General features: G+C 59.8%; 22 protein-coding genes. 4 read left to right on the forward strand and 18 right to left on the reverse strand.

Going from position 1 to position 19,167, the window contains the following annotated elements:
- Positions 1-16: 16 nt before the first annotated feature.
- Complete coding sequence (locus ACLGGT_RS01625; RefSeq protein ID WP_081506696.1) at positions 17-577, reverse strand: tetratricopeptide repeat protein; 561 nt, start codon at positions 575-577, stop codon at positions 17-19.
- 71 nt (positions 578-648) lie between these two features.
- Between ACLGGT_RS01625 and ACLGGT_RS01630 the strand changes: the two genes are divergently transcribed.
- Together ACLGGT_RS01630 and ACLGGT_RS01635 are read left to right on the forward strand one after the other, a co-directional pair.
- Entirely contained in the window at positions 649-939 is a 291-nt protein-coding gene (locus ACLGGT_RS01630; RefSeq protein ID WP_008280628.1) for an SCP2 sterol-binding domain-containing protein, read from the forward strand.
- Positions 939-1,928 carry an alpha/beta fold hydrolase gene (locus ACLGGT_RS01635; protein ID WP_375553114.1) on the forward strand — a complete coding sequence of 330 codons (990 nt, stop codon included), beginning with the start codon at positions 939-941 and terminating at the stop codon, positions 1,926-1,928. Before ACLGGT_RS01630 ends, ACLGGT_RS01635 begins: the two co-directional genes overlap by 1 nt.
- Here the strand turns inward: ACLGGT_RS01635 and ACLGGT_RS01640 are convergent.
- The gene (locus ACLGGT_RS01640; RefSeq protein WP_437194892.1) at positions 1,882-2,712 is read right to left on the reverse strand and encodes a fumarylacetoacetate hydrolase family protein; all 831 of its coding nucleotides are present in this window, start codon (positions 2,710-2,712) and stop codon (positions 1,882-1,884) included. The genes ACLGGT_RS01635 and ACLGGT_RS01640 overlap by 47 nt on opposite strands.
- A 124-nt stretch (positions 2,713-2,836) precedes the next feature.
- On the opposite strand from ACLGGT_RS01640, the gene ACLGGT_RS01645 reads away from it, so the two are divergent.
- Complete coding sequence (locus tag ACLGGT_RS01645) at positions 2,837-4,657, forward strand: M3 family oligoendopeptidase (RefSeq protein ID WP_437194893.1); 1,821 nt, start codon at positions 2,837-2,839, stop codon at positions 4,655-4,657.
- 106 nt (positions 4,658-4,763) lie between these two features.
- Here ACLGGT_RS01645 and ACLGGT_RS01650 read toward each other — a convergent pair whose 3' ends face one another.
- From ACLGGT_RS01650 to ACLGGT_RS01665, 4 genes are all read right to left on the reverse strand, one after another.
- Positions 4,764-5,033, reverse strand: a complete 270-nt coding sequence (locus ACLGGT_RS01650; protein WP_437194895.1) for a DksA/TraR family C4-type zinc finger protein — start codon at positions 5,031-5,033, stop codon at positions 4,764-4,766.
- A gap of 64 nt (positions 5,034-5,097) precedes the next feature.
- Positions 5,098-6,135: an alpha/beta hydrolase gene (locus ACLGGT_RS01655; RefSeq protein WP_237183536.1), complete on the reverse strand. Its 1,038-nt coding sequence runs from the start codon at positions 6,133-6,135 to the stop codon at positions 5,098-5,100.
- 108 nt (positions 6,136-6,243) lie between these two features.
- Positions 6,244-7,140 carry an RNA polymerase sigma factor RpoH gene (rpoH, locus tag ACLGGT_RS01660; protein WP_437194896.1) on the reverse strand — a complete coding sequence of 299 codons (897 nt, stop codon included), beginning with the start codon at positions 7,138-7,140 and terminating at the stop codon, positions 6,244-6,246.
- A 158-nt stretch (positions 7,141-7,298) separates the two neighbouring features.
- Entirely contained in the window at positions 7,299-8,327 is a 1,029-nt protein-coding gene (locus tag ACLGGT_RS01665; RefSeq protein ID WP_437194897.1) for an RluA family pseudouridine synthase, read from the reverse strand.
- On the opposite strand from ACLGGT_RS01665, the gene ACLGGT_RS01670 reads away from it, so the two are divergent.
- Entirely contained in the window at positions 8,326-8,637 is a 312-nt protein-coding gene (locus ACLGGT_RS01670) for a DUF6476 family protein (RefSeq protein WP_008280636.1), read from the forward strand. The two genes, ACLGGT_RS01665 and ACLGGT_RS01670, sit on opposite strands and share 2 nt — an antisense overlap.
- A 134-nt stretch (positions 8,638-8,771) precedes the next feature.
- Here ACLGGT_RS01670 and ACLGGT_RS01675 read toward each other — a convergent pair whose 3' ends face one another.
- The 12 genes from ACLGGT_RS01675 to ACLGGT_RS01730 all read right to left on the reverse strand — a co-directional run bounded on the left by ACLGGT_RS01675 (position 8,772) and on the right by ACLGGT_RS01730 (position 18,842).
- Complete coding sequence (locus tag ACLGGT_RS01675; RefSeq protein WP_008280637.1) at positions 8,772-9,116, reverse strand: hypothetical protein; 345 nt, start codon at positions 9,114-9,116, stop codon at positions 8,772-8,774.
- A 17-nt stretch (positions 9,117-9,133) separates the two neighbouring features.
- Positions 9,134-9,841 (reverse strand): tetratricopeptide repeat protein, encoded by a 708-nt coding sequence (locus ACLGGT_RS01680; RefSeq protein WP_151976128.1) that lies wholly within the window; start codon positions 9,839-9,841, stop codon positions 9,134-9,136.
- A complete protein-coding gene (locus ACLGGT_RS01685; RefSeq protein WP_437194898.1) occupies positions 9,838-10,944 on the reverse strand; it encodes a Rieske (2Fe-2S) protein in 1,107 nt (368 codons plus the stop codon). Before ACLGGT_RS01685 ends, ACLGGT_RS01680 begins: the two co-directional genes overlap by 4 nt.
- Before the next feature lie 71 nt (positions 10,945-11,015).
- Entirely contained in the window at positions 11,016-13,226 is a 2,211-nt protein-coding gene (locus ACLGGT_RS01690) for a N,N-dimethylformamidase beta subunit family domain-containing protein (RefSeq protein ID WP_437194899.1), read from the reverse strand.
- Between the two features lie 8 nt (positions 13,227-13,234).
- Positions 13,235-13,420, reverse strand: a complete 186-nt coding sequence (locus tag ACLGGT_RS01695; RefSeq protein ID WP_375553108.1) for a hypothetical protein — start codon at positions 13,418-13,420, stop codon at positions 13,235-13,237.
- Between the two features lie 98 nt (positions 13,421-13,518).
- Entirely contained in the window at positions 13,519-13,959 is a 441-nt protein-coding gene (locus ACLGGT_RS01700) for a hypothetical protein (RefSeq protein WP_008280641.1), read from the reverse strand.
- A gap of 34 nt (positions 13,960-13,993) precedes the next feature.
- Positions 13,994-14,692 carry an urea ABC transporter ATP-binding subunit UrtE gene (gene urtE, locus ACLGGT_RS01705; RefSeq protein ID WP_437194900.1) on the reverse strand — a complete coding sequence of 233 codons (699 nt, stop codon included), beginning with the start codon at positions 14,690-14,692 and terminating at the stop codon, positions 13,994-13,996.
- A complete protein-coding gene (locus ACLGGT_RS01710) occupies positions 14,692-15,441 on the reverse strand; it encodes an ABC transporter ATP-binding protein (RefSeq protein WP_081506706.1) in 750 nt (249 codons plus the stop codon). The genes urtE and ACLGGT_RS01710 overlap by 1 nt, the downstream gene beginning before the upstream one ends.
- Positions 15,438-16,544, reverse strand: coding sequence for an ABC transporter permease subunit (locus ACLGGT_RS01715; RefSeq protein WP_081506707.1), 1,107 nt, complete (start codon positions 16,542-16,544; stop codon positions 15,438-15,440). The genes ACLGGT_RS01710 and ACLGGT_RS01715 overlap by 4 nt, the downstream gene beginning before the upstream one ends.
- Positions 16,545-16,579: 35 nt before the next feature.
- Positions 16,580-17,140, reverse strand: coding sequence for an ABC transporter permease subunit (locus ACLGGT_RS01720; protein ID WP_437194901.1), 561 nt, complete (start codon positions 17,138-17,140; stop codon positions 16,580-16,582).
- Positions 17,116-17,460 (reverse strand): ABC transporter permease subunit, encoded by a 345-nt coding sequence (locus tag ACLGGT_RS01725; RefSeq protein ID WP_437194902.1) that lies wholly within the window; start codon positions 17,458-17,460, stop codon positions 17,116-17,118. The genes ACLGGT_RS01720 and ACLGGT_RS01725 overlap by 25 nt, the downstream gene beginning before the upstream one ends.
- Positions 17,461-17,537: 77 nt before the next feature.
- A complete protein-coding gene (locus ACLGGT_RS01730; protein WP_081506708.1) occupies positions 17,538-18,842 on the reverse strand; it encodes a transporter substrate-binding protein in 1,305 nt (434 codons plus the stop codon).
- Positions 18,843-19,167: the final 325 nt, after the last annotated feature.

The raw sequence follows: 19,167 nt of genomic DNA on the forward strand, positions 1-19,167 counted from the left end.
GCACTCCTTGATGGTGTCAGAGATCCGCGCCGCCCAATTCGCGCGCCACGTTGTCCCGCGCCTTGGTTACGTCCTCGTGATGGGGATGTATAGCCAGCGCGCGCGAAAACGCATCCCGCGCAAGATCGGGCTGTCCCAATTCATCCAGCAACACCCCAAGGCCGTAAATCGCATTGAAGTGGCGTGGCTCCAGCGCCAGCGCACGTTCGATATCATGGAGGGCCAGACCATAGCGCTCTTGCCGGTAAAACGCGACAGAGCGCAGATGCCATGCCTCGGCAAAGTCCGGCGCATGGTCGATGGCCGCGCTCAGATGCGCGATGGCTTCGGCCATATCGCCCGACTCAATTGCGTCTTCGCCGCGCCGCAACAAAAGATCCATTGCTGGCGATCCTGAGCGCGCCAATTCCAGCTCGATTTCGGCGGCAATCTTGCGCGCTTCCCCGGCCTCGGCCTGCGCCAATTGATCAAAGAGCCCGTCAAGCCGCGTCTCCTCTGCCAAGGCAGGTAGGGAAAACGTGACTATCGCTGCAAATGCCGCGACGATACGGTTGAGATTGAAGTTCGCTGCGCCCATAACGAGTCTGAGTTTAGCGCAGATTGTCCGGTTGCACAGCCCCGGCATCGCAAATGTGAAAGGAAGCGCAGATGAGCGACGTAATCACCACAGCCGTGGCCGCCCTGAATGAGAAACTGGGGGGCGAGGGCCTTGAAGGCAGCGCGAAATTCGTGATCGAAGATGAGGGTGCCATCGTGATCGACGCCAATGGCGCGCGCGCCGGCGATGACGACACCGATGTCACGCTGACGGCCAGCCGCGATACGTTCGAATCGATCCTCGCGGGCGATCTCGATCCCGCCGCCGCCTTTATGTCTGGCCGTCTAAGCGTCGATGGCGATATGGGCATGGCGATGAAACTGGGCAGCGTGCTGGCCTGATGCAGGCCGCGCCGCTCTTTGACGATGTGGCCCAAGGGCCAGAGGGCGGTGCCGCATGGTGGATGTCTGCCTCTGACGGAATGCGTCTGCGGATTGGCCTGTGGAATAGGGACGGGGCCCGTGGCACTGTCCTGCTCTTTCCCGGGCGCACCGAATATATCGAGAAATACGGCCGTGCCGCTGCGCATTTCGCCGGGTGCGGGTATGCGACACTGGTCATTGACTGGCGCGGTCAGGGTCTGGCAGACCGGCTGACCACGGATGCCATGGCAGGCCATGTGCATGAATTCGGGGATTATCAGCGGGATGTCGCGGCCATGGTCGAGGCGGCTGAGCGGCTTGATCTGCCGCGCCCTTGGCATCTACTGGCGCATTCCATGGGTGGCTGTATCGGGCTGCGCGCAGTGATGCGGGGGCTAGAGGTGCAAAGCTGCGCCTTCTCGAGCCCGATGTGGGGCATCCACATGGCGCAAGCTCTGCGCCCGGTGGCATGGTCCCTGTCTTGGGGCAGTCGTCAGTTGGGCATGAGCCATCACTACGCCCCCGGTACGGCGGGCGCGCATTACGTGCTGGAAGAGCCATTCGAGAGCAACAAGCTGACCAATGACCGCGAGATGTATGACTATATGGCCCAGCAATTGCGCGCCCACCCCGAGTTGGGGCTGGGTGGGCCCAGCCTGCGCTGGCTGCACGAGGCGTTGAAGGAAACCCGGGATTTGGCGCGCCTGCCCTCTCCTGATCTGCCTTGCCTGACGATTCTGGGCAGCGACGAGCAGATTGTCGATGTGCCCCGTGTGATCGACCGCATGGCGCATTGGCCGGGCGGGCATCTGGAACTGGTCCCCGGCGGGCGGCACGAAACGCTGATGGATACGCCCGACATGCGCGGGCGCCTGCTGCGCCAGCTTTGCGATTTCTATGGCGGCGCGTGGCGCGCGTCGGCTACGGATCGCGCCGCACAGGCGAGCGCTGTTCCCCAAGCCCGCTGATCCGCACCACCATTTCATCGCCCTCGGTCAGATAGCGCGGCGGCTTGCGCCCCATGCCTACACCCGGTGGCGTGCCGGTGGCGATCACATCGCCCGGTTCCAGCGTCATCAGCGCGCTGAGATAGGCCACGATATGCGCCACCGAAAAGATCATGCGCGCCGTCGTGCCGGTCTGCATGCGCGCGCCATTCAGGTCGAGCGAAAGATCAAGCGCCTGCACATCCCCCACGGCATCGGCTGTCACCAGCCAAGGGCCCATCGGCGCAAAGGTGTCACAGCTTTTGCCCTTGGTCCATTGCCCGGCCCGCTCCATCTGAAAGGCGCGCTCGGACAAATCGTTGACGATTGTGTAGCCCGCAACATGGTCCAACGCCTCAGCCTCGGTCACATATTTGGCGCGTCGCCCGATCACCACGCCCAATTCCACCTCCCAATCGCCCTTCTCCGCACCGCGGGGCAGATACACAGGGTCTTGTGGGCCGCAAATTGCCGAGGTCGCCTTGAGAAACACCACCGGCTCTGGCGGGGCGGCAACGCCCACCTCTTCGGCATGGTCGGTATAGTTGAGACCGATGCAAATCAGTTTGCCGACCTGCCCCACCGGCGGCCCGATCCGGGGGGTGCCTGCAACCAAAGGCAGGCTTTCGGGGTCGATCCGGGGCAAATCAGCAAGCACCGCCCCGGCCAAATCGGGCACCACACCCGACAAATCCCGCAAGCGGCCCTGATCGTCCAGAACGCCGGGTTTTTCCTGACCTCTCTCACCAAATCGCGCGAATATCATGTGATCTTCCCCTTTCACCTTGCGCCCCACCCTAGCCAGCCGCGCCCGAATGGCAAGCACCCCGCCCCTTGTGGCCCCCGCCCCCCCGGCCTATGTCTGGGCCATGTCAACAAGAGGTGCTCTCATGCTCAACCTTCCGTTTCCCGTCCGCGATGCCAATGCCAGCTCTGGCAACAGGAACTTGGGACACCTGCCGGAATGGGACCTGAGCGATCTCTACACCTCTGAGAAAGCCCCCGAACTCAAGCGTGATCTGGACTGGCTGCACAGCGCCTGCGCCGAATTCGCCACCGATTACGAGGGCAAGCTGGCCACGCTCGACGCGGCGGGCCTCTTGGAGTGTATCCGCCGCGACGAGGCGATCAGCACCACGGCGGGGCGCATCATGTCTTATGCAGGGCTGCGCTATTACCAGCTTACGACTGATGGGGGGCGGGCGAAATTCATGTCCGATTGCCAAGAAAAGGTGACGAATTCCACCACGCCGCTGGTGTTTTTCTCGCTCGAACTGAACCGGCTCGACGAGGGCGCGCTGACGGCGATGTATGCCGAGAATGCCGATCTTGCCCGCTACAAGCCGGTGCTCGACCGCATCCGCGCGATGAAACCCTATCAGCTGTCGGATGAGCTTGAGAAATTCCTGCATGATCTGGGCGTGGTGGGCGACGCGTGGGAACGGCTCTTTGACGAGACCATCGCCGGGCTGACCTTTACCGTGGATGGCGACGACCTTACTATCGAGGGCACACTCAACCTTCTGACCGAACAGGACCGCTCCAAACGCGAATCCGCGGCGCGCGAATTGGCGCGGGTGTTTGGCGAGAATATCCGCACCTTTGCCCGTGTTCATAACACGCAAGCCAAGGAAAAAGAGGTGATCGACCGCTGGCGCAAGATGCCCACGGCGCAGACCGGGCGGCACCTGAGCAACGATGTCGAGCCCGAGGTGGTCGAGGCGCTGCGCAATGCGGTTGTCGCGGCCTATCCCAAGCTCTCGCATCGCTATTACGAGCTCAAGCGCAAATGGCTGGGGCTGGAGCGCATGCAGGTCTGGGACCGCAACGCGCCCCTGCCGATGGAGGCCACGCGCCTTGTCGATTGGGACGAGGCCCGCGATACGGTGATGGGCGCCTATGCCGCCTTTGATCCGCGCATGGCCGATCTCGCGCAGCCGTTTTTCGAGCGCGGCTGGATCGACGCGGGCGTGAAACCGGGCAAGGCGCCGGGTGCCTTTGCCCATCCCACCGTGACCACGGTGCACCCCTATGTGATGCTGAACTACCTTGGCAAACCGCGCGACGTGATGACGCTTGCCCATGAATTGGGCCACGGCGTGCATCAGCGTCTGGCGGCGGATCAGGGCGAATTGCTGTCCTCGACGCCGCTCACACTGGCCGAAACCGCCAGCGTTTTCGGCGAGATGCTGACCTTCCGCCGCATGCTGGCAGGGGCGCAGACCCAGGCCGAACGCAAGGTGCTGCTCGCGGGCAAGGTTGAGGATATGATCAACACGGTCGTGCGCCAGATCGCCTTCTACGACTTTGAATGCAAGCTCCACGCCGCGCGCCGCGAGGGTGAATTGACCCCCGATGACATCAACGCCCTCTGGATGAGCGTGCAAGCCCAGAGCCTGGGCGAAGCCTTTGATTTCATGGACGGGTATGAAACCTTCTGGGCCTATATCCCGCATTTCATCCACTCGCCCTTCTACGTCTATGCCTATGCCTTTGGCGATGGGTTGGTGAATGCGCTCTATGCCGTCTACGAAGAAAACCCCGACGGCTTTCAAGACAAGTATTTCGATCTGCTCAAGGCGGGCGGCTCCAAGCATCACAAAGAGCTTTTGGCGCCCTTCGGCCTTGATGCCTCGGACCCGGCCTTTTGGGACAAGGGGCTGAGCATGATTTCAGGCATGATCGACGAGTTAGAGGCGATGGAGGGCTAAGCCTCAGGCCTCAGAAATGAGTATTTAAGCCATAAAGAAGCCAAAAGTGGCTTTCATCTGGCCCAAAATACCTCGGGGGGCACGGGGGGCAGAGCCCCCCAACCTTTCACTTCAACTGGCTGTCCTTTGATCCACGCCGGTTGATGCCGCCGCGCGGTTGATGCGCCGCGTCGCGTTCTTGCTGGCAGTCGATGCAGAGCTTGACGCCCGGAATGGCCACGCGCCGCGCCTCGGGGATGGGTTCTTCGCATTCGGCGCACTCGGTCAGGCTGTCGCCCTCTGGCCCACGCCGCGCCTTGAGGCGTGCCAATTCGTCGGAAATCGACGCCTCGATCTGTTCGCTTACCGCGCCGTCGCGCGCCCATCCACCGGCCATGTCGCCTTGCTCCTCTGCCGGGGTCAGTTTACGCCTTGCGCGCGTCCCGTCAATTCCGCGCCGCTCAGGGCAGCAAAACGCGGGGCTTGGGCAGGCTTAGCGTCATATCGCGCACAAACTCGCCGCTGATACCGTTGGTGCCAGCCATGATGCCACGCAAAAAGTCGATGGCGGCAGGCGAGGTCACGGGCACGAAATGGTTGAGGCCAGAGCCATCGGCCAGCGCGGTAAAGTCGATCACCTGAACATCGGGGCGCTGCACCTTGTCGGCGCGGTCGATCATGCCAAGGCGCGGCTTGCGTCCGGTGATAAAGCCCGAGAGTGACAGCGCGCGATCGGCCTTGGTGATGAAAATGAGGAAGGGCTGGGGCAATTCGCCAATCGCCTCGGCCTGCCGGTCGAACACATCGGGATCAATATCGGGCGACATCAGCACCACGCCGCTGATCCGGCGCAGCAAATGGCGGTCTTCGCTTAGGGCAATACTGCGCAGCGCCTCCATCACAAGGCTTGATCCCATGGAATGCGCGAGCAGGAACACCCGGTCGCCCGGCGCATCCGTCAACTGGCGCAACACCTTTTGCAGATCGTCGCGCGCAAAAAGCACCGAGTCGCGGTCGTAGATATAGCCGCGCGGGTCCCCTGCCGAGGGCCAGGAAAACAGCACGCCGGGCATGGCCGTGTCAAAATCAGTCTGGATCTGGGCCAGCCGATACATCGCCTCGGAGAGGGTGTTGTTATAGCCGTGCACGAAGAGCAGCGTCTCGCGTGTTTCGGGATGGGCGCGGCGCATCGCGCGTTGCATGGCCGCCGCCCCGTCATAGACTTCGGTGCCCGTCACCACAAAATCGGTGGCGGCATCAGGCGGGCCATCGGGCCATTCGATCTGCCCCGGCGTGTGGGTCGGGGGCACCGACACATCCGCCCGGAAAAACCGCAGCCCCTCAGGCCGTTCCAGCCCAAAGATCGGCCCGGTCTGATCGAGTTTGCGCCCCGTCGCCACATAAACGGGCTGGATCGTGGCGGCGGGGTTGGGGGCCGCGCGCTCTGCGGTGACGCGCGGGGAACAGGCGGCAAGCAGCAGGATTGCGCCGCCCAGCATCGCGCGCCTGACACACTCTGCCCAGTTTACACCCTGCCCCATACCCTGCCTCACACGCTCATGTTCGGCGTGAGAGATACGCGCAAAGCCGCGCGCCGCCAAGAGACCTTAGGCCGAGGTCAGCATGCCCTTTTCCTGGGCCAAGGCCCGCATCCGCTTTTGCAGCTTTTCAAAGGCCCGCACCTCGATCTGACGAATGCGCTCGCGGCTCACGTCATATTCGGCGCTCAGTTCCTCGAGCGTCACGGTCTCGTCGCTCAGCCGCCGCTGGGTGAGAATGTCGCGCTCGCGCTCGTTGAGCACATCCATCGCCTGCACCAGCAATTCGCGCCGCGCATCCAATTCATCACGCCGCTCGTAATCGCCGGCCTGATCGGCATCCTCATCCTCAAGCCAGTCCTGCCATTGCATAGAGCCTTCGCCCTCGGCCCCGACCGTGGCATTGAGCGAGGCATCCGCACCCGCCATACGCTGGTTCATGCTGATGACTTCGGCCTCGGTCACGCCCAGATCTGTGGCGATCTTTTTGACCACATCGGGCCGCATATCGCCCTCTTCCAATGCGCCGATCTTGGCCTTGGCCTTGCGCAGATTGAAAAACAGCTTCTTCTGCGCCGAGGTGGTGCCCAGTTTCACAAGGCTCCACGAGCGCAGGATATATTCCTGAATGCTGGCACGAATCCACCACATCGCATAGGTCGCCAGACGAAAGCCGCGCTCGGGGTCGAACCGCTTGACCGCCTGCATAAGGCCCACATTCGCCTCGGAAATCACTTCGGCCTGCGGCAGACCGTAACCGCGATAGCCCATGGCGATCTTGGCCGCGAGGCGCAAATGGCTTGTGACCATCTTATGCGCGGCCTCGGTGTCCTGCTCTTCGGCCCAACGCTTGGCCAGCATATATTCTTCTTCCGGCTCCAAAAGCGGGAACTTGCGGATTTCCTGCATATAGCGGTTCAGCCCGCCTTCCGGGGTCGGGGCTGGCAGATTGTTATAATTTCCCACGCTGTCGTCCCTCCTGATGTTTGCATCGTTAACATTCAACTAGGTATGCGCTACTGTCCTTTCAAGACAGCCGTACATGACTATCTTAACGCGCATCTAAGGTGTTTCCGTCGCTGCACCCGTATTGTGACAGGAATTCACAAGATATTGCGCCGCTGTCATGCCCCGCGCAAGGCAGAGAGGAGCGCCAGCATATCCTGAGGCAAGTCCGCCTCGAACCGCAGCGCCGCGCCCGTTCCGGGATGCACAAAGCCCAGAACCGCCGCGTGCAGCGCCTGCCGCGGAAATTCCTGCGCCGCCGCAACACCCGCAGGCAAAAGCGCCTTTTCCTTGAGCTTGCGCCGCCCGCCATAGACCGGATCCCCGATCAACCCATGGCCCGCATAGGCCATATGCACCCGGATCTGATGGGTGCGGCCAGTCTCTAACCAACACTCCATCAGCGCGGCAACGCTGGGCGTTCCGAAGCTTTCGATCACCCGCGCCCGCGTCACCGCATGCCGCCCGCCCTCGAACAGCACCGCCTGCCGCTGCCGGTCGGTTTTGTGGCGCGCAAGGCGGGTGGCGATGCGCAAGATATTGCCGGGTTCAAAGCTGATCCCCCGCAGGCCACGCAGGCGTGGATCGCTTGCCTCGGGCACGCCGTAGACCACGGCGCGATACTGGCGCTCGACGCTATGCGCCTCGAATTGCGCCGCAAGGCCCTGATGCGCGGCATCCGATTTGGCCACCACCAAAAGGCCGCTGGTCTCTTTGTCGATGCGGTGGACAATGCCCGGTCGTTTGGCCCCGCCCACGCCCGAGAGGCTGTCGCCACAGTGATGCAAAAGCGCATTGACCAGCGTGCCCTCGGGGCTGCCGGGGGCGGGATGCACCACCATGCCCGCAGGTTTGTTGACGACGATGAGATCGTCATCCTCATAGACCACCTCTAGCGCGATGGCCTCTGGCGCCATATGGCTCTCGCGCGCCTCGGGCACGACAATCTCGATAAGGTCCCCCGCCTGCACCCGCGCCTTGGCCTCAGACACGACCGCGCCATTGACCCGCACGGCCCCCTCTTCCAGCAGCCGTGCCAGCCGCGTGCGCGACAGCACCGCCGCCTCTGGCACATCGCGGACAAGCGCCTTATCAAGGCGTTGAGGCGGATCATCCCCGATCCGGAAAACAAGCGGGTCCAAGCCCATGAATGACAACTCTCCGCCGGTCAGCCCGGCCACTCTGAAGTTTCTGGCGCGGTTGGTCACGCTGTTGACCGCCACGATGGTTGTCGGCCTCATAGTGATCATCGGCCTCTTTGTCACCCGCTTCTGGGGCGAGGATAGGGGCGCGCTGTCCTTGCCCGACAGCCTGACCCTACCCGAGGGCACCCGTGCCACGGCCTTTACCCAAGGGCCGGACTGGATTGCCATTGTGACCGAGGACAATCGCATCCTGATTTACGATCGCACAGGCAGCACGCTGCGGCAAACCGTGACCATCGAGACGCAGAATTGATACTTTTGAAGATGGTGCCGCACCCCTGACTGGACCAAGGGCGCATTGGACCCACGAAGCTCTCTGATAACAGCCTTTTAAAACTTATTCAGGTCATCCGTGTTGAGTGTCCCTGAGAACTGACCGGGCTGCGCTTAGTCTCCGACCGCGTTTAACGGCTCCAGCAGATCAGCCTTGCTCGGAAGGCTTTCTTTGGAACGAAACAGAATAACCCATTCGGCTGTTCCCTCTGCCTCTAATTGCCCTGAGTCTACGGTCCCGAAGCGCTGAATGAAGAACGCCTTCACAATCTCGGCGGCGCGCGGGGTGCCCGCCGGTTTGCCCAGATAGATAAAATCCTCAACATCAAAGCCCATCCGCGACAGCGTCTCGGATGGGGGCACGGGCGACGTCACCACCCCCCACCGCGTACCGTCAGAGTCGAACTCTTTGATGGCATAGAGGAAATCATATTTGATCTGCTGTACGCTGAACCTCAAAACCGGATCCTTTCAGGTTAATTGGTGCTCACCCGGAACCGAACGTCACCTGCGCCGCCTCGGTGGTCCTGCATCCATTTCTCGACCATCTGATGCCCACGGTGCAGCTCATCTGGCGTCATCTCGGACACCAGACCTTCAAGCATGCTGATCGCGCTGCCCGCGCCGTGCTGAGAGGCCAGCGTCAGCCACAAAAACGCCTGCTGACAATCCTTGGCCACGCCAAACCCATTCCTGTAGCTGAACCCAAGCCGCGCCTGCGCCGGGAAATACCCACTTTCGGCAGCCATCCGGTAATACTTGGCCGCGGTTTCGAGATCTTTGTCCACAACCTTGCCCGCAGACAGAAGCGTGGCCGCATTGAACTGCGCACCGGTGTCACCGGCATCGGCGGCGCGGCACAGCCACATCAGACCAGTGCGCGCATCTTCGGTCACGCCGTCGCCCTGAATATACATCACGCCAAGATTTGTCTGCGCCTGAACACTGCCCATCTCGGCGGCCTTGAGACAGCATTTGAACCCCATCTGCTTGTCAACCGCGACCCCGTCGCCATTCATGTGCATGACTGACAGCCAGAACCAAGCGGTCGCATCGCCCGCTTTGGCACAGTCATAAAAGAGGTCATAGGCAGCCTTGAACTTGCCAGCCTCGTAAAGGGCCACCCCATCCATAAGGGTGTCGCCAAGTTTGCCCGAAGGCTCTTGCAGGGAAAGATCGGTCATATCAGATAATGCTCCACGTTGCGGAAAATCGGGATGTCGCTGTCGACCTGCGGCATCTTCACAAAACGCGAGATGAGCGCGTTATGCGCCCACCACGCGGCGATCTGATCCTGTATCAGATCAACGGCACAGTCTGGGCCCCGGTCGCGTGACGCGCTTGACGGGATGCTATCCTGAAGCGCCTCTGCCCCGGTTCCGGCATGCAACAATTCTTTGTGCCAGAACGCCAGACGTTCGGCATCGAGCGGACAGTCCGAGAGGATCTCTATCCGGAACAGGGTTTTCGTGATCGCCGTGTGCTGAAGCGTGATCGCGCAGGTCTCGGCCCCTTGCGTGAGCAGAATGAGGTTGGGAAAAATCCATTGAACCGCGATCTGCGAACCGTCAGACGCGGCTCTGCGGCCCTGCATGGCACGATCCGAAGACGTCAGCATCTCGTCCACGCGGGCCAACATCTGGCCCGAAAACTTCCAATTGGCGTCAAACTCAAGCCATTGACGATGCGCCCGCACGGCATTGGGCCTCATTACCGGCGCGGGCAGGCTCAGATCACCTGCCAGATCACTGTCGGCACCGCCCGGGTCGATGTTGAGGAACAGCAGATTGCCAAGCTGTGCCACGTGAACCGGATGCAGCCGCTCGGGGCGCAGGCCCAGATATTGGTACTTGATGCGGGTATTGTCCGGCCCCTCTCCTGTGGTAATCGGGCCCCGGTCGCGGCTATAGCCGCAAGAGGTGAACGAACAACTGGTACGCTCACCCTGCTGGCATTGCGTTGGCACCATGCGACACCCGCCATGTTGCGCCATATTGAACCGTGCCTCTAGGCTGCCATCCTCCATCCGTTGAACGTGGACGCCGTGATAGCCAAGGGTAAAGGGCAGGATATCGCCCTCTGCAGGAATTTCATGGACCGTACCGACAGACACCCAGTCTCGGGTCCAGATGGCCTCGTCTTCAAGGTAGAGAAACTGAAGCGAGCGGTAAGCAACCCGAGGCAGACCGATTGCCTCGCCAAAGGGTAGGCGCACCCTGTCGAACACGCTTGGATCGCTTAGGTTCACGCCCTCGTCGCGATAGCCAAGGTCAGGTCTGCGTACCATTGGGGCCTCCGGTTTTTGGGTGGGCTTTCTAAAGGTGGGGCCGGCGCACGCAGCGCCGACCCCCAATTGCGTTACTCTGCCGGGACCAGATCGGGGTTTCCGGCATCGCCATCGGCACGGCCCCGCGCCCGGATCTCGGACTTGGGTGCTGCGGGCAACGGACCATCGACCATGAAGTGATCCAGCACATTCTTGGTCAACTTGGAGATATTGTTGTCGCAGTTGTTCCAAGGCAGTGAGCCGCAATAGGCGATTGACGAGAACGAGAAACATGCGCCCCCATTCGGCGTTTCGTGAAAGGCGATATCGCCGCGAACGCGCGGGTGCGTCGTGCCGTCAAGCCCCTGCTGGTTAAAGCCGAAATCCTCGGTCACCAGAAGATACGCCTCGGTATGACGGCCCGCCGATGTTGCCACCGTCAGCGTGTGGGGGGGCGAGCCGAGGGTGAAATCGACGATGTCGAGTTCAAGACCGGCAGCACCACCGCCCACAAGCCCGAAATTGCCCAGCATTTCGTCATAGTCGATCCCCTCGAACGCCCAGGATACACGGGGGTTGTTGCTTTCCGGGGTTCTTGAGAAATAGCTCGAAACGTCGAACCCTTCTGACGACATGCCCACACCCGCCACCGAATGCAGGTAGCGGCCACGGAAACGCCACATCCCGCCCAGCTCGCCCGTGCCCGCGTGATAGTATTCACCGGGATCGGCGCGCCACGTACGGATGCCGGATTCGCAGCGCCGCATCTCTGTGATGACACCACGCCCTTTGTCCTCGTAGGCGGGATGGAAGGAATGGACCCAATACCAAGCATCCGCGCCCATATACATCAGCCGTCCACCGCGCTGCGTGTAGTTGTGCAGCGCATCAAGCTGGGTTCCCGAGTTATGCTCGGGATGCGATCCGGTGATGATGACATTGTAGTTCTCCAGACGCGCGAGCCCGTCATAGGTGATGTCTTCATCGGTGATGCAGTCGTATTCATACCCCATGGTTTCCAGCCAATAGATCAGATGCAGATCTGCCGGGTATTGCCAGGGGGCCTGGGCGAGGAAGTGGTCATACTTGGGCCGGTTGCTGAGGATCGGGCGCAGGCGGGACGAGAAACAGATGCCGGTGCCGTCGGTATGCGTGTCATAGATCGAGCCACCGTATTCGCGGTGCTCGGCCAGAAACATGTTTTGATGCTGCATGATGGGCACGCGGTAGATGAACAGCTCCGCCGCGCCCGCGTTACAGGCGACATGTTCGTTGGCATAGGCCATATAGCTGATCGTGGGCACCATGAAGGCGATCTTGGACTGCTCCTTGCCGATTTCCGGGACGACCCAGAACGGCACGTAGTCCTCATCGCCGTCAGCCGTCGTCAGCTTGGCCGCGTAAGAGCGGCTCTTGCAATCGGCGGGCACCTGCCATTCGAAATCGACCTCCCAGCGCGCATCGTCGATATCGTCGTCGTGAAAGCTGATTGCCGCGTATTCTTTTGGGGCTTCCTTCCAATCAAAGACGGTGCCGCTCCAGTTGTGGCCGGTCATGCCTCGGGTCGGCAGGTTCACGAAATCGAGGTCCAGGCGATAGGGGCCGAAATCCTTGCCTTTGATCGTGTCGATCCCGTGGGAGAAATCCCACGCCGCAACGATCACCTCTGACAAGGCACCGGTCGGGCCAGAGTTGCGGCGTTCTGTCAGGCCCGATTGCGCGCCCAGTTTCATCGTCTCGATGTCCTGACGCGACAAGGCCTTGGAGCAGATGCGCGGTGCTTCGATTTTGCCGTTGTACTTTCCGGCCAGAACCACACCAGCAGGCACCGAAGACTGCGCGGTCGGATCGTCCGATAGGCATTCGGCATAGGCCGCAACAGCGGCAGGGATCGGCAGATGCTCGATCTTCTCCGAAATCGTCTTGGAGACGGGCTGGATCACCGGATCAAGCGCGTAATGCACCTGCGGCTCGTGATACAGGATCAGCTCGCCGCTTGCCGCGTCATAGGTGGCGGCCACGAAATGCCAGGCGTGATCGCGGACAGGCTCTGGGCTTTCGAGAGTGACGCCGTTCACGCGCACCTCGACATGCCCCTTTGCATTGAGAAACAGGCCGTACCCCTTGCCGCCGCTCCACTTGGTGACCAAGGCCTGTTCGCCATGCTTCCAGTATTTCGGATGCGTCTTGGGCGCGGTCGGCCAGATCCAGCACTGAAGTGTGAAGCTCTCGACGCGCAATTGCTTGCAATCGGCGACATAGCCGTAAGATCCGCTGTGGATCACCTGCTTGCGGCCGGGCACCGTGATGTTCAGCCCCCCGGCACGGCTTTTTCGATAAAGCCGGGACCGCGTGGGTTGGTGTCGCCGTTGATCATCTGGACGATCTCGGCCTTGAATTCCTTGGGGCCGTCGCAATTGATCATGAATTTGATGGTGCCTCCGGGATGCACCCCGAAAGTGTCGGCATAGCCGGCAAGTCGCATAGCTGCAGACATGTTCTTTTCCTCTTATGGCTGTCTCACAGGTGGCCTGACGTCTTGTCAGCCCCCTGCCGTTACGATGGTTTTTTCCTTTGGCCCCTGTCCGGGTGGGATCAGGTCACAGGCCAGTTGTCGTCGCGGTGCTTCCAGCCCTCGCGGTAGTGCTCGGGCATGCCCGCAGTTTCCGGCAGCTCGTCGAGGCGCATCAGAAAGATGGCGTGCTGCGCGTCCTGCTCATCGGTGAAAACACGGTCATCAACAAACTCTGGCGGCACGCCGCGCACACCCGACAGGCGACCGATGCGCCATTCCTTTTCGACCTCTGTGCAGATGATGATCAGCTTGCCCGCCGTGGATTCCCCGCGCATGCGCAGCAAAACCCGCTTTAGCAACGGATCGTCATGGACCCCGCCCGAGACAACCGTCGTATCTCCGGGGGTTTCACATTTCAGGATCGAGAATCCGGCAACGCCTTTCATCGACTCCGTACATTCCAGATGCGCTTTGATCAGCGCCTCTCGCTCCGGTGTTCCCTTCTTTGGAATGGATTCCATTTTTTTCTCCCTTGGTTATGTGTGGCTTTGGTTTTCAAACGGTCATGTGGCGGTCGACCATCTCGTCGGTGAGGTCGGAAATGACGCCGGATTCAACGATGCGCCCGTTGTCCATCATCACGAATTGATCCCCCAGATCGCGGGCCACTTTGATATGCTGTTCGGACAGGATCATGCTGATGCCCATCTTCTTGTTGAGCATGCGCAGCGTCTCTCCGATTTCGGCCACGATATTGGGTTGGATGCCTTCGGTGGGCTCATCCAGCAGAAGAATTTGCGGATCCACTGCCAGCGCGCGCGAAATCGCAAGCTGTTGCTGCTGCCCACCCGATAGCTCACCGGCGCGCCGGTTCAGGTTTTCGGCAAGGTAGGGAAAGAGATCCAGACAGATCTCCGGCACCTTGCCACTCCGATCTGCCTTGGCAAAAGTGCCAAGCAGGATGTTTTCGCGCACCGTAAAGTTGCCAAGGATCTGACGGCCCTGTGGCACATAGCCCAGCCCGTATTTCGCCCGCTCATCGGTGCGCGCCTTTGTCAGGTTGGTGCCCGAGACGGAGAGCGTGCCCGTCATTTTGTCGACAAGACCCATGATCGTGCGCAAAAGGGTGGTCTTGCCCACGCCATTGCGCCCCAAGACACACATGCAGGTGCCCTTGGTCACGCCGAAATCAATATCGCGTAAAATCTGTGTTCGCCCGTAGAACGACGACACCTTTTCCAGTTGCAACAGCATCAGTGTGCATCCTCCGTACCAAGATAGACAGCGCGCACGCGGTCGTCTTTTTCGATTTCCTCGATGCTGCCCTGCGCCAGAAGCGCCCCCATGTGGAGCACGGTGACCACGTCAGCGATCTTGCGCACAAAGCCCATGTCATGCTCGACGAGGATGATCGTATGGGTGCGCTTGAGCTTGTTGAGGATGTCGACCGTCAGCCCGATCTCGTTCTCGGTCATGCCGGCCACGGGTTCGTCGAGTAACAGGATCGCCGGATCCTGCATCAGCACCATGCCGATCTCGAGCCATTGGGTCTCGCCATGTGACAACAGCCCCGCCTCTACATCGAGACGTTTGGTCAAACGCACCTGCTGGGAAATCTCGTCGAGTTTCTCGGCGCATCCCTTGGCCCGCATCGAGAACATGTTGCGCAGCGCGTTCACTTCGCGGCTATAGGCAACCTCAAGGTTTTCACGCACGGACAACCCCTTGAGCACGGCAGGAATCTGGAACTTGCGCCCGATACCTTTGCGCGAAATCTCGTGCTCTCCCTTGCCGGTGATATCATCGCCATTGAGATAGACCTTGCCTGCGTCGGGTTTCTGGCGGCCACTGATCAGGTCGATCATGGTCGTCTTGCCCGCCCCATTCGGACCGACGAGACATTGCAGCGTGTTTTCCGCCACATCGAGGCTGAAGCCGTTGATAACCTTGTTACCGCCAAAACTCTTCTCGATGTTCACGACCTTGAAAAATCCGCCGATCATTTCAACACCTCTTTCCCGTCGCTGAATTCAAGGTTGGCGTGCTCGGCCTCCATCTTCAGCTTGGTGGTCCGCCCAAGAAGCGTTTCGACCAAGCCCGCAAGGCCGCCAGGCAGGAACCGCACCACAAGGATGAACGAGAACCCGAGGATCAGTATCCATGTGCTGAGAAACTGGTCGCCCACATAGCTTTGCGCGCCTTGAACCGTGAAAGCCCCAAACATCGCCCATATCAAAGAGTTGCGGCCCCCAAGCGCGACCCAGATCACAATCGAGATCGAGAACCCAACTTCGAATTGCGCGGGCGAAACATATTGTGTGAGCACCGCAAAGCAGCAGCCTGCGATGGCCGCGATCAAACCCGAGAGGGTGTAGACCAGCGTTTCGTAGATCGCGACATTGTAGCCAAGGAACCGAACACGTTCCGGATCGTCCTTGAGGGCGCGCACGATCAGGCCAAACCTGCTTTGATTGATGAGCTTTGCCGCCACAGTGCATGCCGCCAACAAGGCGAAGACGAACCAATACGCACCGCTTGAATAGGGGTCGATCTCGGTTTGGCCCAGCTTGAGCGAACTAGGCGGCGAAATGCCGTTCACGCCATTGGTGTAGGGTTGCAGATCAACGAAGATGGTCGCAAAGGCGCTGAGCGTTGCCAATGTCATGATCGCAAAGAACGGCCCCGACACGCGCGCCGTGAACATGATCCCACCAAAGATCAGGTAGAACACCGTTGGCACAAAAAGCGCGAGGAAGATGCCTGTCGAGGTGTTCTGGAAAGGCTGCCAGAGCAGCGGCAGGCTATCCAGACCGTTGTTGAGCATGAAAGGCGGGATGGTGCCGTCGGCCTGGGTCTGCATCTGCATGGTCATCGCCATGCAATAGGCACCCAACCCGAACGCTATGCCCTGACCCATGTTCAGGATGCCACCGCTGCCCCAACACAGGCTGATCGACACAGCGAGCATTCCATAGACACCGTAAATCGCAAGCTGATTCAGGAGGAACGCGTCGTTTGATATCAGGGGCACCGCGCCCAGAACCGCGAGAACGGCGATGTAGAAGAGCCATTGCAGCGTCTTGTTGTGATATGCGTTATGGGTCATTTTTATCAGTGCCTGTCATAAGATTGTGGTTTCTCTCAGCGACGCTTGCCGCTTGACGAGATCAGTCCTTGCGGGCGGAATCTCAGGAAAACGACGATCAGCACAAAGATCAGGAACTTGGCGAAGGTGCTGTTGGTGATGAGCGCGAAGAAGGATTGCAGCTCGCCAATGGCAAGGCTTGCAATGGCGCTTCCCAAAAGCGCGCCGCCGCCGGTCACAACCGTAAGGAAGGCCTCGACAACATAGCCCATGCCCATCGTCGGTAGAACAATGTTCAACGCGCCGAACAGGGCCCCGGCAACACCGGCAAGCCCGGCCCCCAAGGCAAAGGTAAAGGAATAGACCTGCCCCGAGTTGATACCGAAGGACGCGGCGATTTCGCGATTTTGCGTCACGGCTCGGATCTTGATCCCGAAATCCGTCTTGTAAAAGATAAGCCAGACACCCGCCGCAAGCACCAGCGCCATGAAGATGATAAAGACGCGGAACACCCCAAGACTCAGCCCGCCAACTTCGATATTCGACGACAAAAACTGTGGGATTTGGACATATTTCGGGTCACTGCCAAAGATCAGGCGCGTTCCCTGAATAAGCACAAGAGACACCCCCAGGTCGCGAGCAGCGTGTCGAGGGGACGATTGTACAGATACCTTATGAGGGACTTTTCAATCGCAAAGCCGATTGCGCCCACCACGACAAAGGCGACCGGAATACATAGAAAATACGGCACGCCCATAAAGGTTTGCAGCGCATAGACCGTGTAGGCGCCCAGCATGATGAATTCGCCATGCGCCATGTTGATCACACCGGCGGTTCCGTAGATGATCGTCAGCCCAAGCGCCGCAACAAAGAAAATTCCGGCAATGCTCAGCCCGAGAATGAGCGAATTGGCGAAAGCAATAGACGAGATGTCCATTTCGTGCCCCCTGACATGAAGTAAGGATCGGTATGGAAGGCGTGGTAGCGGGTGCGTCCCGCCACCACGGGTCAGCATCAGATAACGTCGGTCCGAACAGTTCCGTCCGGTGCAACAAGACCATTCGCCTTGCACGTTCCGATATCGGGATAGATCGAGTACGGATCAGGAGCGACATGCGCATCCGCCTGCTTGACGATCTTGAAGCTGCCGTCAGACTGACAGATGCCAATCTTGGGAACCAACCAAGTGTTGAAGTTGTCTTCATCCACCCAGGTTTCGCCTTCTGGCGAGATATCCGCGCTCAGCTTTACGCCAGCGCAGGCATCGCGAACGCGGGCCGGTGTAACCTCTTCAAACCCGTGTTCGGCGATGGCCTTTTCCATGGCCGCTTTGAACACATATGCAGAGTTGTAGGTCTCGGACATGTTGTAATGGGTGACACCGTTCTTGCCGTAGGGGCTTGAGAGGAAGCCATCGACGAATTTCTCGTTCGTCGGATTGTCCAGCGCCATGAAATACGGGGCAGACAGGAAGTGACCAGCACCGTATTCCGCGCCCATCGCCTTGGTTTCGATTTCACCTGTTGTCAGCGAGGCAATCGGCATCTTTTCCGCATCGAACCCAGCCTGCTTGAACTGGCGGTGGAAGGCGATGTCAGACGCGCCCACCACGGTCGAGAAAATGAAATCAGGCTGCGCTTCGCGGATCTTGTTCAGAACCGGCCCGAACTCTGAATCCCCAAGCGGGATGTATTCCTCACCCAGCAATTCGCCGCCCGCGTTTTCCAGCCATATTTTCGCATTCTTGTTCGACTCTTTCGGCCAAACATAGTTGGAGCCGACAAAAAAGACCCGCTTGCCGAAGTTTTCGACCATGTAGGGGATCAAGTCTTTGGAGTGCTGGTTGGCCAGCGGACCCGTGCAGACGGTATTCTGCGTGCATTCCGCCCCCTCGTAACAGGTTGGGTAGAACAGCAGGTTGTCACGCTGCATCACGATGGGAAGGATCGCCTTGCGGCTGGCAGAGGTATAGCAGCCGAAAATCGAAATAACCTGATCACGCAGGATAAGTTCGCGCGCCTTTTCAGAGTAGACACTGAAATCGGATTTGGCGTCGATGATCACTGGCTCGATCGGAGAGCCGGCGATGCCGCCTGCCGCGTTGATTTCGTCGATCGCATATTGCATGACCAGCGTCGAGTCCTCCTCTGGCACCGCCAGACCGCCCGTAAGCGAGAACAGAACGCCGACCTTGATCGGCTTACCCTCGGTCAACGTGGCACCCCAAGCGCCACGCGACTTGGGAATCCATATTCCCGGTGCCGCAAGTGCGCCCGCCATTGCCGAAGTCTTCAGAAATTTCCGTCTGCTGAATTTCATCTTCTTGTTCCTCTCTGTGGGTTTTTCTAGCTTGCCGGCTGGTTGTTTTTTTGCCGTGCAATTACAGAAATTTGGCAACCATCCCGAAGTATCGTCAAGCAATTAAAATTAATAAGGGGAATATTTTATTCCTGTTGAGAAAAATTTAGACACGAGTCTTACTGCCCCAAGGGACTGCCTAAATTTGTGAAAAACTGTCTAATTTTAATGCGTTACGTGAACTACATCGGACTGAACTTTAGCGCGAAATACCGAGCCTGCTTGATGCTGATCGGGTGATTCTCTTGCTGCGGTGACAGGCCGCTTTCCAGGTTGCAAAGCTTGC

Origin of the sequence: Roseovarius sp. MS2, from assembly GCF_051447875.1 — a bacterium.
Classification (GTDB): domain Bacteria; phylum Pseudomonadota; class Alphaproteobacteria; order Rhodobacterales; family Rhodobacteraceae; genus Roseovarius; species Roseovarius mucosus_A.

Bases quoted from the DNA above. Each gene is read 5' to 3' on its own strand.
- ACLGGT_RS01625 (WP_081506696.1), bottom strand. From the start codon at position 577: ATGGGCGCAGCGAACTTCAATCTCAACCGTATCGTCGCGGCATTTGCA.
- ACLGGT_RS01630 (WP_008280628.1), top strand. From the start codon at position 649: ATGAGCGACGTAATCACCACAGCCGTGGCCGCCCTGAATGAGAAACTG.
- ACLGGT_RS01635 (WP_375553114.1), top strand. From the start codon at position 939: ATGCAGGCCGCGCCGCTCTTTGACGATGTGGCCCAAGGGCCAGAGGGC.
- ACLGGT_RS01640 (WP_437194892.1), bottom strand. From the start codon at position 2,712: ATGATATTCGCGCGATTTGGTGAGAGAGGTCAGGAAAAACCCGGCGTT.
- ACLGGT_RS01645 (WP_437194893.1), top strand. From the start codon at position 2,837: ATGCTCAACCTTCCGTTTCCCGTCCGCGATGCCAATGCCAGCTCTGGC.
- ACLGGT_RS01650 (WP_437194895.1), bottom strand. From the start codon at position 5,033: ATGGCCGGTGGATGGGCGCGCGACGGCGCGGTAAGCGAACAGATCGAG.
- ACLGGT_RS01655 (WP_237183536.1), bottom strand. From the start codon at position 6,135: ATGCTGGGCGGCGCAATCCTGCTGCTTGCCGCCTGTTCCCCGCGCGTC.
- ACLGGT_RS01670 (WP_008280636.1), top strand. From the start codon at position 8,326: ATGAATGACAACTCTCCGCCGGTCAGCCCGGCCACTCTGAAGTTTCTG.
- ACLGGT_RS01665 (WP_437194897.1), bottom strand. From the start codon at position 8,327: ATGGGCTTGGACCCGCTTGTTTTCCGGATCGGGGATGATCCGCCTCAA.
- ACLGGT_RS01680 (WP_151976128.1), bottom strand. From the start codon at position 9,841: ATGACCGATCTTTCCCTGCAAGAGCCTTCGGGCAAACTTGGCGACACC.
- ACLGGT_RS01685 (WP_437194898.1), bottom strand. From the start codon at position 10,944: ATGGTACGCAGACCTGACCTTGGCTATCGCGACGAGGGCGTGAACCTA.
- ACLGGT_RS01695 (WP_375553108.1), bottom strand. From the start codon at position 13,420: ATGTCTGCAGCTATGCGACTTGCCGGCTATGCCGACACTTTCGGGGTG.
- ACLGGT_RS01700 (WP_008280641.1), bottom strand. From the start codon at position 13,959: ATGGAATCCATTCCAAAGAAGGGAACACCGGAGCGAGAGGCGCTGATC.
- urtE (WP_437194900.1), bottom strand. From the start codon at position 14,692: ATGCTGTTGCAACTGGAAAAGGTGTCGTCGTTCTACGGGCGAACACAG.
- ACLGGT_RS01710 (WP_081506706.1), bottom strand. From the start codon at position 15,441: ATGATCGGCGGATTTTTCAAGGTCGTGAACATCGAGAAGAGTTTTGGC.
- ACLGGT_RS01715 (WP_081506707.1), bottom strand. From the start codon at position 16,544: ATGACCCATAACGCATATCACAACAAGACGCTGCAATGGCTCTTCTAC.
- ACLGGT_RS01725 (WP_437194902.1), bottom strand. From the start codon at position 17,460: ATGGACATCTCGTCTATTGCTTTCGCCAATTCGCTCATTCTCGGGCTG.
- ACLGGT_RS01730 (WP_081506708.1), bottom strand. From the start codon at position 18,842: ATGAAATTCAGCAGACGGAAATTTCTGAAGACTTCGGCAATGGCGGGC.